Genomic DNA, 14,627 nt, shown 5'->3' with positions numbered 1-14,627 from the left:
CCATGGATTCCGTGAGTCATCCCTCTGACGCCCCAGTTTCGCAGACGCGGAGCGCGAGCGTCCCGGCGTCACACAGAGGATGTCCACCACCGTCCCTCCGTTCCCGATGTCGTGCCCGAAGTCGTTCTCGCAGGTCAGGATCACAGTGCCGTATTCATACGAAGCCCCAGTCTCACAGACGCTTTTCGACCGCGCTTCCCTCGTGACGCCCGGCGGCGTGAACTCACCGGTGCGTGCCTTCCGGGCCGTGGGCGGAACGCCCCGGTTCATGGTGTCCGGTTCCGGTCCGTACCTCACCGACGCGGACGGTCGTGAGTACGTCGACCTGGTCTGCTCGTGGGGGCCGATGATTCTCGGCCACGCGCACCCCGAGGTCACCGCCGCGGTGCAGGCCGCGGTGGCCCGCGGCACGTCGTTCGGCACGCCCGGCGAGGGCGAGGTCGCGCTCGGCGAGGAGATCGTCGCGCGGATCGAGCCGGTCGAGCAGGTGCGCCTGGTCTCCTCGGGCACGGAGGCGACGATGTCCGCGATCCGGCTCGCCCGCGGGTTCACCGGGCGCGCCAAGGTCGTCAAGTTCGCGGGCTGCTACCACGGCCACGTGGACGCGCTGCTGGCCGCCGCCGGTTCCGGTCTCGCCACCTTCGGCCTCCCGGACACGCCCGGCGTGACCGGCGCGCAGGCCGGCGACACCATCGTGCTGCCGTACAACGACCTGGACGCGGTCCGGGCGGCGTTCGCCGCGCACCCGGGCGAGATCGCCTGCGTCATCACGGAGGCCTCGCCGGGCAACATGGGCGTGGTGCCGCCGGTCGAGGGCTTCAACCAGGGCCTGGCGGACCTGTGCCGGGAGAACGGCGCGCTGTACATCTCCGACGAGGTGATGACCGGTTTCCGTACGAGCCGGGCCGGCTGGTACGGCGTCGACGGCGTGAAGCCCGACCTGATGACCTTCGGCAAGGTCATGGGCGGCGGCTTCCCGGCCGCGGCGTTCGGCGGCCGCGCCGACGTCATGGGGCACCTGGCGCCGGCCGGGCCGGTCTACCAGGCGGGCACCCTGTCGGGGAACCCGGTCGCGACCGCCGCCGGTCTCGCGCAGCTGCGGCTGCTCGACGAGGCCGCGTACGCGACGGTGGACGCGGTCTCGGCGGAGATCCAGGGCCTGGTCACGGGCGCGCTGGCGAAGGAGGGCGTGGCGCACCGGCTGCAGACCGCGTCCAACATGTTCTCGGTGTTCTTCACGGCCGACGAGGTGCGGAACTACGACGACGCGAAGAAGCAGGAGGCCTTCCGCTTCAACGCCTTCTTCCACTCGATGCTGGCCGACGGCGTGTACCTGCCGCCGTCCGCGTTCGAGTCGTGGTTCGTGTCGACCGCGCACGACGAGCGGGCGATCGAGCGGATCGCCGCCGCCCTGCCGGCCGCCGCCCGCGCCGCCGCGGAGGCGACGGCGTGAGCGACGCGACGAGCTCCCCGAAGAGCGATCAGGACATCACCGTCGTCCACCTGATGCGGCACGGCGAGGTGCACAACCCGGAGGGCGTGCTCTACGGGCGCCGCGCCGGCTACCACCTGTCCGAGCTGGGCCGTCGGATGGCGGACCGGGTCGCCGAGCACCTGGCCGACCGGGACGTCACGTACGTCGTGGCCTCCCCGCTGGAGCGGGCGCAGGAGACGGCGATGCCGGTCGCCAAGGCGCACGGCCTCGACCTGGCCAGTGACGAGCGGCTGATCGAGGCGGCGAACGTCTTCGAGGGCAAGACGTTCGGCGTCGGTGACGGGGCGCTGCGCAAGTCGGCGAACTGGAAGCACCTGACCAATCCGTTCCAGCCGTCCTGGGGCGAGCCGTACGTCGAGCAGGTCGTGCGGATGATGGGCGCGCTCGACGCGGCGAAGGACGCGGCCCGGGGGCACGAGGCGGTGTGCGTCAGCCACCAGCTGCCGATCTGGATCGTCCGCAGCTTCGTGGAGAAGCGGCGGCTGTGGCACGACCCGCGGCGGCGGCAGTGCACGCTGGCCTCGCTGACCTCGTTCACGTACCAGGGCGACAGGATCGTCTCGGTCGGGTACAGCGAGCCGGCGCGGGACCTGGTCCCGGCGCACCTGCTCGCGGGCGCGAAGCCGGTGAAGGGGAAGTCGAAGGCCTTCGGGGCGTAGTTCCCGGGGGAGCCCCGGGCCGGGGTGCTCCCGCTGTCCTGCCCCCTGGACAGCGCGGTGGCGAAGGTCCACAGTTCAGGGCGGTCGGTGATGTTCATGTCATCCGATCGCCCTGAAATTTTTGTGCTATTTCCCGGAACCTCCGTGTTCCTCCCTGCATCTCACTCATTGTCGGTTTGGATGACGTTCAGGTCGTACGTCAGCGCGAATGGGGTAGTCATGCGCGGGATCAGCGGGATCAGTCGAAGGGGGCTGCTCGGGGCGGGTGTCGGCGCCGCGGCAGCGATCGGCATCGCCGGATGCAGTACCAAGAACGAGGACAAGCCGGGACGTTCCGGACCCGGCAAGGGCGGCGACACCACGGCGGACCCGGGGACGCCCACCCCGACCAAGGACGACGCCCGGCCCATCGGCGACGGTTCCACCGCCGACACCGGCAAGCAGCCGCACCAGCCCGACGCCCCCGTCCCGCTCGAACCCGGCCAGACCCCGCCGCAGTTCGTGATCTTCTCCTGGGACGGTGCGGGCGAGGTCGGCAACGGCCTCTTCCCGCGTTTCCTCGAACTCGCCAAGAACCACGACGCGGCGATGACGTTCTTCCTCTCCGGCATCTATCTCCTGCCCGAATCGAAGAAGGACCTCTACCGCCCGCCGAACAACCGCGTCGGCGCCTCCGACATCGGCTACCTCACCGACGACCACATCAAGGACACCCTGAAGTACGTCCGGCAGGCCTGGCTCGAAGGCCACGAGATCGGCACGCACTTCAACGGGCATTTCTGCGGCGGCTCCGGCTCCGTCGGAAACTGGACCCCGGCCCAGTGGCAGAGCGAGATCGACCAGGCGATGAAATTCGTCACCGAATGGAAGACCAACAGCGGTTGGACCGACCTCGACCCGCTCCCCTTCGACTATTCGAAGGAGCTCGTCGGCGGCCGCACCCCCTGCCTCCTCGGCCAGGACAACCTGCTCCCCACGGCCAAGCGGCTCGGCTGGCGCTACGACGCCAGCTCGCCCGGCGGCCGCCAGACGTGGCCGGTCAAGCGCCAGGGCATCTGGGACCTGCCGCTGCAGGCGGTGCCCTTCCCCGGGCACTCCTTCGAAGTCCTCTCCATGGACTACAACATGCTCGCCAACCAGTCGAAGAACACGACGAAGGGCATGCCCTCCCGCTATCCCGGCTGGCGCAAGCAGGCCACCGAGGCGCTCCTGGGCGGCTTCACGCGCGCGTACGAGTCGAATCGCGCGCCCTTCTACATCGGCAACCACTTCGAGCAGTGGAACGGCGGCATCTACATGGACGCCGTCGAGGACGCGCTCAAGGGAATGGCCGGAAAGAAGGACGTCCGGCTCGTCTCCTTCAAGCAGTTCGTCGACTGGCTCGACGTCCAGGACCCGAAGATCCTCGACCAGCTGCGCACGCTGGAAGTGGGACAGCGGCCCGCCGGCGGCTGGAACGCCTTCCTGAAGGCGGCGTCGTCCACCCCCACCGCTTAGACGATCTTGACAAGGGGCTTTACGGGCACGTAGGGGGGTGCCCAAGATCCCCCAAACGCCCATGCGAAACTTTTCACATGAGCCTTAGCCGTGCCCCTCGACGCACCCGGCGCACCCTGGTCGCCGTCGGAATGCTGTCCGCCGCCGCCCTCACGCTCTCGGCCTGCGGCGGCGACAGCAACGGCAAGTCCGGCGGCGGTGGCAACACCAACTTCGTGACCAACACGGGTGGCGTCTCCACCGTCGCCAAGGGCGAGCGCGCGGCCACCGGCAAGCTCGCCGGCGAGACCCTCGAAGGCGAGCAGCTCGACGTCGCCGGCCTCAAGGGCAAGGTCGTCGTCCTCAACGTCTGGGGCTCCTGGTGCGGCCCCTGCCGCGCCGAGGCCCCCCACTTCGCCAAGGTCGCGAAGGACCTCAAGAGCCAGGGCGTCGAGTTCGTCGGCCTCAACACCCGCGACCCCAACAAGCAGCCCGCCCTCGCCTTCGAGGAGGACTACGGGGTCCCCTACCCCAGCCTCTACGACCCGCAGGGCAAGCTGATCCTCTTCGGCTTCCCCAAGGGCACCCTCAACCCGCAGGCCATCCCCTCCACCGTCGTCCTCGACAAGGAGGGCAAGATCGCCGCCCGCTCGCTCATGGCGCTCGACGAGAAGAAGCTCCGGTCGATGATCGAGCCCCTCCTCAAGGAGAAGTGAGCGCGTGAACGAGACGGTCACCAGCGGAGCCCTGCTGCTCGCCCTCCCCATCGCGGTCCTCGGCGGACTGGTCTCCTTCTTCTCGCCGTGCGTGCTCCCGCTCGTCCCGGGCTACCTCTCGTACGTCACCGGGGTCACCGGCACCGACCTCGCGGAGAGCCGGCGCGGCCGGATGACCGCCGGCGCCGTCCTCTTCGTCGCGGGCTTCACCGCCGTGTTCGTCTCCGGCGGCGCGCTCTTCGGCTACTTCGGCGCGACGCTCCAGGAGTACCGCGGCACGCTCACCACGGTCCTCGGCGTGCTCATGATCCTCATGGGCGTGTTCTTCATGGGACTGATGCCCTGGATCACGCAGCGCGAGTTCCGCTTCCACCGGAAGCCCGTCGCCGGCCTGGTCGGCGCCCCGCTGCTCGGCGCGCTCTTCGGCATCGGCTGGACGCCGTGCATCGGCCCGACCCTCGCCTCGGTCAACGCCCTCGCCCTGGAGCAGGCCAGCGCGGGCCGCGGCGCGATACTCGCCTTCGCGTACTGCATCGGCCTCGGCGTACCGTTCGTCCTCGCGGCCATCGCGTTCCGCAAGGCACTCGGCGCGTTCGGATGGGTCAAGAAGCACTACGCGTGGGTCATGCGGATCGGCGGCGGCATGATGATCGTCACCGGTGTCCTGCTCCTCACGGGCGCGTGGGACAGCATGGTCGCCACGATGCAGGGCTGGTCCAGCGGTTTCACGGTGGGGATCTGAGTTCCATGAGCAAGACCGATACGACGGAGACCGAGCGGACCGCCGACGAAGCCGCCGGCGCCCAGCTGTCGACCGCCCCCCTGGAAGAGACCGCGATCGGCGGCCCCACCCTCGGGGTCGTCGGCTGGGTCCGCTGGTTCTGGCGGCAGCTGACCTCCATGCGGGTCGCGCTGATCCTCCTCTTCATGCTGTCCCTCGGCGCCGTCCCCGGCTCCCTCGTCCCGCAGACCAGCGCGGACGAGCTCAAGGTGCAGACGTTCAAGGCGGCCCACCCCACCCTCACGCCGCTGTACGAGAAGCTCCAGTTCTTCGACGTCTACAGCTCGGTGTGGTTCTCCGCGATCTACATCCTGCTGTTCGTCTCCCTCATCGGCTGCATCGTGCCGCGCACCTGGCAGTTCGTCGGCCAGCTCCGCGGCCGCCCGCCGGGCGCCCCCCGGCGCCTCACCCGGCTGCCCGCGTACACCACCTGGCGCACCGGGGCCGAGCCCGAGCAGGTCCGCGAGGCCGCGCTCACCGTCCTCAAGGGGCGCCGCTTCCGCGCCCACACCGCCGGGGACGCGGTCGCCGCCGAGAAGGGCTACCTGCGCGAGGCCGGGAACCTGGCCTTCCACGTCGCCCTGATCGTGATGCTCACGGCCTTCGCCTGGGGGCAGCTCTTCAAGTCCGAGGGCGGCAAGCTGATCGTCGAGGGCGACGGCTTCTCCAACACGCTGACCCAGTACGACGACTTCAAGTCCGGCTCCCAGTTCGGCACCGACGAACTGGAGCCGTTCAGCTTCACCCTGAACTCCTTCACCGGCACGTACGAGAAGGGCGGCCCGCAGCGCGGCACCCCGCGCACCTTCGAGGCGGACGTCACCTACTCCGACGGCGGGCCCGACAAGAAGGCCGTGATCCGGGTCAACGAGCCGCTGAAGGTCGGCGACTCCAAGGTCTATCTGATCGCCCACGGCTACGCGCCGGTCGTCACCGTCAAGGACGGCCGCGGCAAGACCGTCTTCCACGGCGCCGTGCCGATGCTGCCCATCGACAACAACATCACGTCGACCGGCGCCATCAAGGTCATGGACGGCTACCGCGACAAGAACGGCAAGAAGGAGCAGCTCGGCTTCACGGCCCTGTTCGTGCCGACCTTCGCGGGTGCCGGCAGCGGCACGATGTTCTCGCAGTTCCCGGCGCTCGACTTCCCGGTCATGGCGCTCACCGGCTACCACGGCGACCTGCGCGTGAACTCCGGTCTGCCGCAGAACGTGTACCAGCTCAACACGACCAAGATGAAGCAGTTCAAGATCGACAAGGGGACCGGGGTCGCGCAGCGCATGCTGCCCGGCGAGACCATGACGCTCCCCGACGGCGCCGGCTCGATCACCTTCGAGAAGGACGTCAAGGAGTGGGCGAGCTTCCAGATCTCGCAGCAGCCGGGGAACGGCCTCGCCCTCGCGGGCGCCGTCGCCGCCATCGCCGGACTGACCGGTTCGCTCTTCATCCAGCGGCGCCGGATCTGGGTCCGGGCCGTGCGCGGTGAGGACGGCGTCACCGTCGTCGAGATGGCCGGCCTCGGCCGGAGCGAGTCCGCCAGGCTGCCGGAGGAGCTGGGCGACCTCGCGGTCGCGCTGACCGCCCAGGCGCCGCCCACGGCGGAAGCCGTACCGGAAACGGAAACCGCGGAAGAACCCGCAGAAGACCCTGCCCCTTCTGGAGAGGCCGACAAGTGATCCTCGCCGCCACGACCAACGAGAGCCTGGCGCGGATGAGCGACCTGCTCATCTACTCCTCGATGGCCGTCTACACCCTGGCCTTCTTCGCCCACATCGCCGAGTGGGTGTTCGGCAGCCGCAGCAAGGTCGGCCGCACCGCCGCCGCCCTCACGCAGCAGGCCGCCGGCGCCGCGACCCCCGCCGTGACCGTCCAGGTCAAGCAGGCCGGTGGCACCGCCGTACTCGACAAGCCGCAGGTCGTCACCCGCTCCGCAGCCGGCACCCGGGACGTGCCGGACGGCCCCGGCGCGGCCGGCGGCACCGTCAAGGGCGACCTGTACGGCCGGATCGCCGTGTCGCTCACCGTCCTCGCCTTCCTGGTCGAGGCCTCGGGCGTGGTCGCCCGCGCGCTGTCGGTGCAGCGGGCCCCCTGGGGCAACATGTACGAGTTCTCCACCACCTTCTCCACGGTGGCGGTCGGCGCGTACCTCGGCTTCCTCGTCGCCAAGAAGAACGTCCGCTGGATCGGCCTGCCCCTGGTGACGACCGTCCTGCTCGACCTGGGCATGGCCACCACCTGGCTGAAGACCCCCAGCGACCAGCTGGTCCCGGCGCTCGACTCGTACTGGCTGTGGATCCACGTCTCCACCGCGATCTTCTGCGGCGCGGTCTTCTACATCGGCGCGGTCGGCACCCTGCTGTACCTCTTCCGCGACTCGTACGAGAACAAGCTCGCGACCGGCGGCAACCCGGGCGCCTTCGCCCGCTCCGTCATGGAGCGGCTGCCCTCCGCGGCCTCGCTCGACAAGTTCTCCTACCGGGTCAACGCGGCCGTCTTCCCGCTCTGGACCTTCACGATCATCGCCGGCGCGATCTGGGCCGGCGACGCGTGGGGCCGCTACTGGGGCTGGGACGCCAAGGAGGTCTGGTCCTTCATCACCTGGGTCGGTTACGCCGCGTACCTGCACGCGCGCGCGACGGCCGGCTGGAAGGGGCGCAAGGCCGCGTACATCGCGCTCATCGCCTTCGCCTGCTTCCTCTTCAACTACTACGGCGTCAACATCTTCGTCACCAGCAAGCACTCCTACGCGGGCGTCTGAGCCCTGCGCTAGCGGCCGACCCGCCCCGGGGCCACGCTTGAGGTATGAGCGAGATACCCCGGGGCAGGAGCGAGACCCACGACGGCGACGTCCACCTGGTGCGGTTCACGGTGGACCTCCCGCATCCGGTGCCGGCGGTCTGGGCGGCCGTCGCCTCGCCCGAGGGCCTGCCCGGCTGGCTCTGCGAGGCGGACCCGCTGGAGCCGCGGCTCGGCGGGCGGGTCACGCTCCGCTGGCTCAACAGCGGCAAGGAGGTCTCGGGGCGGGTGACCGCCTGGGATCCCGACTACGTGGCCGAGTACACGGTCGATCCGACCACCCACGGACGGATCCGGTTCCACCTGGAACCGGGGTCCGGGGGTGGGGGCGGGTCGACCGTTCTGCGTTTCACGAACGAGTTCCGGGGATCGAAGGACTACCGGCTCGACTGCGCGGCCGGGTGGCACGAGCATCTGGAGCGGTTGGCGGCGGCGCTGGACGGGCGGCCGACGGACTGGCGGGACTGGACGGACGAGCGGTGGCGGCACCTGCGGGGGCTGTACGAGCGGGACGACGAGCCTTGGCCCAAGTGGGTGCCGTAGGCGCGTGACGCGGGCTCACTGCTTCTTCGGGGGGAGGCAGGCGGTGGTGGGGGGGTGGCCTTCGGGCCAGGCTATTTGGACGAAGCGCTGGGTGCCGTCGAGGGCGAGTTCGACGATGGGGACGGCCTTGTTGTAGGGGTTGCCGTAGTTGTCGAGGCAGATCCAGCCGCCGGCGCCCTGGACGCGGAGGGAGCCCTTGACCTGGGGCCACTGGGTGACGACGTCGGCGAGCTCGGGGTACTGGGAGCCCTGGGGGGTGGCCTGGCGGATGGCGTGGACGGCGGTGGCCATGGCGTCGTAGGCGACGATGGCCTGTCCGTCGGAGAGCGCGACGGGCTTCTTCGAGGCGCGGGCGATGTCGGTGACGAAGGTCGCGTACGCGACCGTGGAGCCGCCCGTGGCGGGGATGCGGCGGCCCGGGGCCGGCTTCCAGGCGTCGGGGTGGGCGAGGGCCGCGTACCGGACGGTGAGCTTGGCCTTGAGGGCGTCGCGGTCGAGCTTGTCGTCGGCGCCCAGGTAGGAGCCCTCGTCGCCGGTGAGGATCGTGAAGGCGCGGTCGGCGCAGCCGCGGGCGCCGAGGGCGTTGATGAACTGGCGCAGCTGGGTGTGGCGGCCGGCGAAGAACACGGTCTCGGCGCGGGTGTCGCAGATCAGGTGGGTGATCTGGCGGAAGGTGTTGGCGGTGGTGCCCTCCTCGGTGGGATCGGCGGGCGAGGTGAAGAGCTGCGGCTCGTACGGCGCGCCCTTGAGGGACGCGGAGAAGGCGGCCTTGAGGGTGTCGGTGTAGTGGTCGCCGCTGCGGGTGTCCTGGACGAGGAGGGCCTTGGCCGCGTCGACCCGGCCGAAGTGGGCGAGGGCCTTGGCCTCGTCGCTGTTGGTGGGGGAGACGCGGGCCAGGCCGGGGTAGCGGTTCGCGGCGCCGGGGCCGTTCGCGATGTCGTCGGCGGTGATGGTGGTGCCGACGACGGCGATCCCGCTTCCGGTGAGGGCGGTCACCGCCTCGCGCATCTCGGTGGACGAGGTGGCGACGCCGGACACCGCCCGCAGCCGGTGGGGGGCCTCGGTCATGCCGACGAGCCGGTCGACGGTGGTGCGCCAGTGGGCGTTGCCCTTGCCGGTGTTGGCGAGGACCAGCCGGATCTTCGGGGTCTCGCTGTTGGAGGCGTGGTTGGCGCGGAACTGGTAGGCGTACGCGCCCTGGACCTCGTGCAGCACCTTGGTGCGCATGCCGGCGTCCGTGGAGGTCAGCGGCAGGAGGACGGCGACGGTGGCGTACTCGCCGTCCTTGAGCGCGGCGTTCTCGCGGCCGACGGCGGCGGCGACCTCGGTGAGGTCGGCGACGCGGAAGTCGTACCCGTCGCCGTTGACGCCGACGCACTCGTCGCTCCCGGAGGGACGCTCGACGCCGGTCGCGCAGGAACGGTCCTCCGGATCGGTGAGCCGGGATGTCGCGTACCCGCCGAGACCGAGGACGACGGCGGAGACGACGATCCAGGTGAAGAGCTTCTGGCGGGGTGTCCAGTAGAGGTGGCGGCGCAGTCGTTCGAGCATCGCGTCAGACTCCGTCCTCGCCGCCCGGCGGGAGCGAGGGCTCCCGCCAGGAGCGGATGTCGCGCGGCCAGTGGGTGGCCGCGTCCCACAGCGGACCGCTGCCCGTCAGATGACGGCCGGACAGCCGGCGCAGCTCGTGCGCCAGCCGGTCGGCCACCTCGTCGTCGGGCAGCGCCAGCGGATCGGTGAGCAGCCATACGGCGTGCAGCAGGCGCCGTACGGACAGGTGGAGTTCGGTGCCCTCGGCGTCGAGGCCCTCGGGCAGCGCGGCCGTCGGACCCTGTCCGAGCGCGACCGCCCGGCGCGGGTCGGGACCGGTCGCGTGCCGCTCGCGCGGGTACGGGGCGGCGGCGACGAAGCGCAGCTGCCCGAGCCAGCCGAGGATGTCCGGCCCGGCGAACGACAGCCGCAGGTGGACGACGGCGAGCTCGGTCCGGCCGAGCGCCAGGTCGTGGTGCAACCGGTACGGGCCCGGCTCCGGCCCGTAGTGCCGGTGCAGCGTCTCGTGGACCGCCCGCCAGGCCGCGTACCGCGGATGGTCGCCGTCCTCGAAGCGCAGCCGGTGCAGCAGCAGGGCCCGGAGCAGCGGGTCGGCGACGAAGTGCCCCGGCCCCTCGGGCCAGTTCTCGGCCCGCAGCCGGTCGCGGACCCGCAGGGCCACGTCCCCGTCCAGGGACTCGCCCTGGAGCCGGGCGTGGGCCAGCATCCGCGCCGACTCCTCGTCGTGGGTGGCGGCGAGCACCGCGTACGGCCCCGGCCGCTGCACGGGCAGCAGCTCGGCGAGGAGGGCCGGGGCGACCGGCACCGGCTCGGTGTCCTCCCGCAGCTCCACCGTCAGGTCGAGGAGCGCGCCGGGGGTGAGCGAGGCCCGCAGCGCCGGCGGCGCCTCCCCGGCGGCCCGGCCCAGGAGCGCCACGCCCAGCGGCCGGCCGCCGGTCAGCCGGTGCACCGCGCGGGCCAGCTCGGGAGGGGTCCGGCCGTCCGGGTCGTGCCGGTCGAACACGGACCGGGTCTGCGCCGCCGACAGCGGGGTCAGCTCGACGGCGAGGATGCCGGAGCCGATGCTCGTCCCGCGCGGACACGGCGCCCGGTGCGCCGTCTCCGGCAGCCGGGTCCGGGTGGCGTTCCGCAGCCCCTGGTGGTCGCGGTCCCGTGACGCGGCGAGCACGACGACCCGGTCGCGCCGCCCGTCGGCCCGCGCCCGCAGGATCGGTTCGACGAGCTGCCGGCCCACGGCCTCGTGGGCGTTGTCGAGGAGGAGCAGGGGGCGCCCGATGCGCGTGCCGCGCTGCCGGAGGCCCGTGTAGGCCCGGAACAGGTCCTCGGTCAGCGCGCCGACGAGGAACGCCTCGGCCTCCCGCCGCCGCTCCCCGCCCTGCTCGAAGTCGATCGCCAGCTGCTGCAGCCCCGCCTTGCCGCGCCCTCCCGCGTTGCGGTAGCCCCCGTACCAGCTCTCGGAGGTCCGCTGGAACCGGCTGAAGACCTCCTCCAGGACCGTCTCCACCGTCGCCTCGGCGAGCAGCCCGGCCAGCGGCACGGTCGCCTCCGCGAACCTCGCCGCGAGCTTGGCGAGCACCTTGCCCACCCAGTTCGTCGCGGCGCCCCTCGTCGCGTCGACCGTCGCGAGCAGCGGTCCCAGCCGCTGGAGGTCGCGCCGCGCCCGCTCGTCGTCCTCCTGCGACCAGGCCAGCGAGGCCACGGCCACCAGGCCGAGCGAGAGCCGGGGGAACTGCACGGCCCGCACGACCGTCCCCTTCGGCGCCAGCTGGACCGCGAGCTCGGCGAGCGACCCGGTGACCGGCGTCCACCCGGGTCCGTGATCGGCCGGCGGCTCCACGCCCGCGCAGTCGAGCAGCGCCAGCGGCGTGAACCCCTTGTACCGGTTGCGGACCTCCTTGAGCAGGGCCGTCTTCCCCATCCCGCGCCCGCCGGTGAAGACCGCCACCGGCGGGTCGTCGCCGTGCTCGTACGCGACCCGCCCCCCGCCCTTCCCGGCCAGCCCGACCAGCCGCGCGGCGAGCCCGCCCTCGTGCAGGACCGCCTCGCGTCCGTACAGCTCCCTTTCCACGCCCCCGACACCCCCCTGCTTCCCCATGAGATGTGCCCCGCCACATCGTCAAGTGCAGGATATCTACCGGTTGTTGGGCTCGCTCAACCATTCGGAAGGGGTTCGCGGGCGAGGGGGGCGGCCCGGCCGGGGACGGAAGGGGGCATGGCCCGTTGGGGCCAGCGGAAACGTCTTCCGGGGGTGCGGGGGGCTCGGCAGGATGGTGATCGCCGCCGGGGGCCGCTCAGGGCGGCCGCCTGATCTGCCTGATCCGTCTGGTCCGCCCGGGCCGGCCGGCCGTCCTGATCCACGTGATCCACGCGGTCCACTCGGATCCGCCTGATCTCCCTGATCTGCCTGAACCCCGCACCCGTCCGACCGGAGTTATGTCATGCCTATGCCAAGGAATCGGCGTTCTCGCCACGCCGTCCTCGCCGGCGCGGGCCTCCTCGCCGCCCTCGCCGTCTACGGCGTGAGCCAGCAGGCCGCCGCCTCCGCGACCGACACCGACGCCCAGGCTCCGGCGACGACCGCCGCCCGCACCGCCGCGCCGACGACGGAGGTCCCGACCCCGTCCCACACGACCCCCGCCGTGACCGGCACCGGCACCCCCGCCCCGACCCCCACCACCGCACCCGCCCCGGCCGCCGCCCCCACCGGCGGGGCGACGGGGAAGCCCGCGCCCGGCGCCACCGCGCCCGCCCCGCTCAAGCCCGCCGAACTCCCGGACGGCGACCGCCAGGAGTGGAAGCCCATGGGCGAGGTCACGTCCCTCCCGCTCAGCGGGGACTTCCAGCTCAACGAGTGCGTGAGCATCGCGAAGGCCACCGCCTGGCACCAGCAGGGCTTCCGCGGCTCGACGCGCGACACCGTCGCCGTCCAGGACACGCTCACCTTCCCCGACGAGGCGACGGCCGCCGCCGCGTACCGCACCGCCGTCGGGGCCATGAAGGACTGCCAGGCGACCAGCCGGGAGCTCCAGCGGAAGGCCGCCCTGCCGCAGGACGCCGCCGTCCGGCAGACCGCGAACACCACCGACGGCACCTCCTGGCAGCGCCGCTGGACCGGCGTCCAGGGCATCTCGTCCCCCGGCGACCAGGCGAACCACGTCTACGCCGTCCGGCGGGGCAACGTCCTCGCGCTCCTCCACTACGACGAGCCGGCCTCCGCGTCGGCCTCCCCGTCCTACGACTTCCGGGGGGACACCGCGGTCCTGCGGACCCTCGGCGCACTGCTCGCGAAGTGATCCCGAGCGGATCGGCCCCCTTCCCCTCCCTCATCTCACAGGAGACATCCATGCCCATGAAGCGTTCCGTCGTCCGTGCCGCCGCGTCCCTCGCCGTCGCCGGTCTCGCCGTCACCGCCTCCGTCGTGACCCCCGCCCAGGCCGCCGCGCCCGCCACCGCCGTGGCCGTCACCGCGGAAGCGTCGTCCGCGATCGGCGGCACCATCTCCCGCGACGAGATCATCCAGCGCGCCAAGTACTGGCTCGGCAAGGGCATCACGTACAACCAGGGCGGCTCGTACCCCGACTCTGGCGGCAAGTACTACCGCACGGACTGCTCCGGATACGTGTCGATGGCCTGGCACCTGTCCTCCAGCCTCAACACCGTCGGCATCGCGAACAGCGCCGACACGTACGAGATCTCCCGCAGCCAGCTGAAGGCCGGTGACGTCCTCAACAGCTACTACGACCACGTCATCCTCTTCGAGAAGTGGGACGACGCCGCGCACACCAAGTTCTCGTACTACAGCTTCGGTTCGACCCCGGTGAAGCACATCACCGGCATGTCCATCAACGCCTCCACCATCGACGGACACCCCAACGGCGACTACAAGGCCCTCCGTTACAAGAAGGCCGTCGACAGCGCCGGCGACATCCCGGTCGCGGCCAACTGGGACGGCGGCGCCGCGGACAACGTCGGCATCTACCGCCCGTCCACCGGAGAGTTCCACCTCCGCTTCGACGACGGCAGCCTGTACAAGGTGTACTGGGGCGAGCAGGGCGACGTCCCCGTCTCGGCCAACTGGGACGGCAGCGGAACGGACAACGTCGGCATCTGGCGCCCGTCCACCGGCGAGTTCCACCTGCGCATGGACGACGGCAGCCTGACCAAGGTGTACTGGGGCGAGCAGGGCGACATGCCCGTGTCGGCCAACTGGGACGGCGGCGCGGCGGACAACGTCGGCATCTGGCGTCCGTCCACCGGAGAGTTCCACCTCCGCTTCGACGACGGCAGCCTGCACAAGATCGCTTGGGGCACGCAGGGCGACATCCCGGTCGCCGGCAACTGGGACGGCAGCGGCGCGGACAACGTCGGCATCTACCGCCCGTCCACGGGCGAGTTCCACCTGCGCATGGACGACGGCAGCCTGAAGAAGGTGTACTGGGGCGAGCAGGGCGACATTCCGGTCTCGGCCAACTGGGACGGCGGTGCCCCCGACAACGTGGGCATCTGGCGCCCCTCGACGGGTGAGTTCCACCTCCGCTTCGACGACGGCGCCGTGACCAAGATCGCCTGGGGCGAGCCGCGCTGACCCCCACGACGGGAGCGGGGCG

12 protein-coding genes are annotated in these 14,627 nt (G+C 71.5%); 10 read left to right on the top strand and 2 right to left on the bottom strand.

Annotated features, from left to right (window positions below):
* The first annotated feature begins 145 nt into the window (after positions 1 to 145).
* From hemL to ACIQFX_RS24905, 8 genes are all read left to right on the top strand, one after another.
* Positions 146 to 1,453, top strand: coding sequence for a glutamate-1-semialdehyde 2,1-aminomutase (gene hemL, locus ACIQFX_RS24940; protein ID WP_402467264.1), 1,308 nt, complete (start codon positions 146 to 148; stop codon positions 1,451 to 1,453).
* Between the two features lie 53 nt (positions 1,454 to 1,506).
* A complete protein-coding gene (locus ACIQFX_RS24935; RefSeq protein WP_402467434.1) occupies positions 1,507 to 2,154 on the top strand; it encodes a histidine phosphatase family protein in 648 nt (215 codons plus the stop codon).
* A gap of 228 nt (positions 2,155 to 2,382) precedes the next feature.
* Positions 2,383 to 3,651, top strand: coding sequence for a hypothetical protein (locus tag ACIQFX_RS24930; RefSeq protein WP_402467431.1), 1,269 nt, complete (start codon positions 2,383 to 2,385; stop codon positions 3,649 to 3,651).
* A 77-nt stretch (positions 3,652 to 3,728) separates the two neighbouring features.
* Positions 3,729 to 4,346, top strand: a complete 618-nt coding sequence (locus ACIQFX_RS24925; protein ID WP_402467262.1) for a TlpA family protein disulfide reductase — start codon at positions 3,729 to 3,731, stop codon at positions 4,344 to 4,346.
* A gap of 4 nt (positions 4,347 to 4,350) precedes the next feature.
* Positions 4,351 to 5,088 (top strand): cytochrome c biogenesis CcdA family protein, encoded by a 738-nt coding sequence (locus tag ACIQFX_RS24920; protein WP_402467259.1) that lies wholly within the window; start codon positions 4,351 to 4,353, stop codon positions 5,086 to 5,088.
* A gap of 5 nt (positions 5,089 to 5,093) precedes the next feature.
* Entirely contained in the window at positions 5,094 to 6,806 is a 1,713-nt protein-coding gene (locus tag ACIQFX_RS24915; RefSeq protein ID WP_402467256.1) for a cytochrome c biogenesis protein ResB, read from the top strand.
* A complete protein-coding gene (gene ccsB / locus ACIQFX_RS24910; RefSeq protein WP_402467253.1) occupies positions 6,803 to 7,888 on the top strand; it encodes a c-type cytochrome biogenesis protein CcsB in 1,086 nt (361 codons plus the stop codon). Before ACIQFX_RS24915 ends, ccsB begins: the two co-directional genes overlap by 4 nt.
* Positions 7,889 to 7,932: 44 nt before the next feature.
* Positions 7,933 to 8,469, top strand: coding sequence for an SRPBCC domain-containing protein (locus ACIQFX_RS24905; protein WP_402467250.1), 537 nt, complete (start codon positions 7,933 to 7,935; stop codon positions 8,467 to 8,469).
* Positions 8,470 to 8,484: 15 nt separating this feature from the next.
* Here ACIQFX_RS24905 and ACIQFX_RS24900 read toward each other — a convergent pair whose 3' ends face one another.
* Together ACIQFX_RS24900 and ACIQFX_RS24895 are read right to left on the bottom strand one after the other, a co-directional pair.
* Positions 8,485 to 10,020: a hypothetical protein gene (locus tag ACIQFX_RS24900; protein ID WP_402467247.1), complete on the bottom strand. Its 1,536-nt coding sequence runs from the start codon at positions 10,018 to 10,020 to the stop codon at positions 8,485 to 8,487.
* 4 nt (positions 10,021 to 10,024) lie between these two features.
* Positions 10,025 to 12,088 carry a hypothetical protein gene (locus tag ACIQFX_RS24895; protein ID WP_402467243.1) on the bottom strand — a complete coding sequence of 688 codons (2,064 nt, stop codon included), beginning with the start codon at positions 12,086 to 12,088 and terminating at the stop codon, positions 10,025 to 10,027.
* 376 nt (positions 12,089 to 12,464) lie between these two features.
* Between ACIQFX_RS24895 and ACIQFX_RS24890 the strand changes: the two genes are divergently transcribed.
* Together ACIQFX_RS24890 and ACIQFX_RS24885 are read left to right on the top strand one after the other, a co-directional pair.
* Positions 12,465 to 13,313, top strand: coding sequence for a hypothetical protein (locus tag ACIQFX_RS24890; protein WP_402467240.1), 849 nt, complete (start codon positions 12,465 to 12,467; stop codon positions 13,311 to 13,313).
* A 50-nt stretch (positions 13,314 to 13,363) separates the two neighbouring features.
* Positions 13,364 to 14,605, top strand: a complete 1,242-nt coding sequence (locus tag ACIQFX_RS24885) for a VCBS repeat-containing protein (RefSeq protein ID WP_402467237.1) — start codon at positions 13,364 to 13,366, stop codon at positions 14,603 to 14,605.
* Positions 14,606 to 14,627: the final 22 nt, after the last annotated feature.

The organism is Streptomyces sp. NPDC093089 (genome assembly GCF_044754405.1).
Classification (GTDB): Bacteria; Actinomycetota; Actinomycetes; order Streptomycetales; family Streptomycetaceae; genus Streptomyces.
This window is presented reverse-complemented; position numbering and strand designations above follow the sequence as displayed.

What these genes read in the sequence shown, in the direction of transcription:
- ACIQFX_RS24905 (WP_402467250.1), top strand. Translation starts at nt 7,933, where the DNA reads ATGAGCGAGATACCCCGGGGCAGGAGCGAGACCCACGACGGCGACGTC.
- ACIQFX_RS24935 (WP_402467434.1), top strand. Translation starts at nt 1,507, where the DNA reads ATGCGGCACGGCGAGGTGCACAACCCGGAGGGCGTGCTCTACGGGCGC.
- ACIQFX_RS24885 (WP_402467237.1), top strand. Translation starts at nt 13,364, where the DNA reads ATGCCCATGAAGCGTTCCGTCGTCCGTGCCGCCGCGTCCCTCGCCGTC.
- ACIQFX_RS24890 (WP_402467240.1), top strand. Translation starts at nt 12,465, where the DNA reads ATGCCAAGGAATCGGCGTTCTCGCCACGCCGTCCTCGCCGGCGCGGGC.
- ACIQFX_RS24900 (WP_402467247.1), bottom strand. Translation starts at nt 10,020, where the DNA reads ATGCTCGAACGACTGCGCCGCCACCTCTACTGGACACCCCGCCAGAAG.
- ACIQFX_RS24915 (WP_402467256.1), top strand. Translation starts at nt 5,094, where the DNA reads ATGAGCAAGACCGATACGACGGAGACCGAGCGGACCGCCGACGAAGCC.
- ACIQFX_RS24925 (WP_402467262.1), top strand. Translation starts at nt 3,729, where the DNA reads ATGAGCCTTAGCCGTGCCCCTCGACGCACCCGGCGCACCCTGGTCGCC.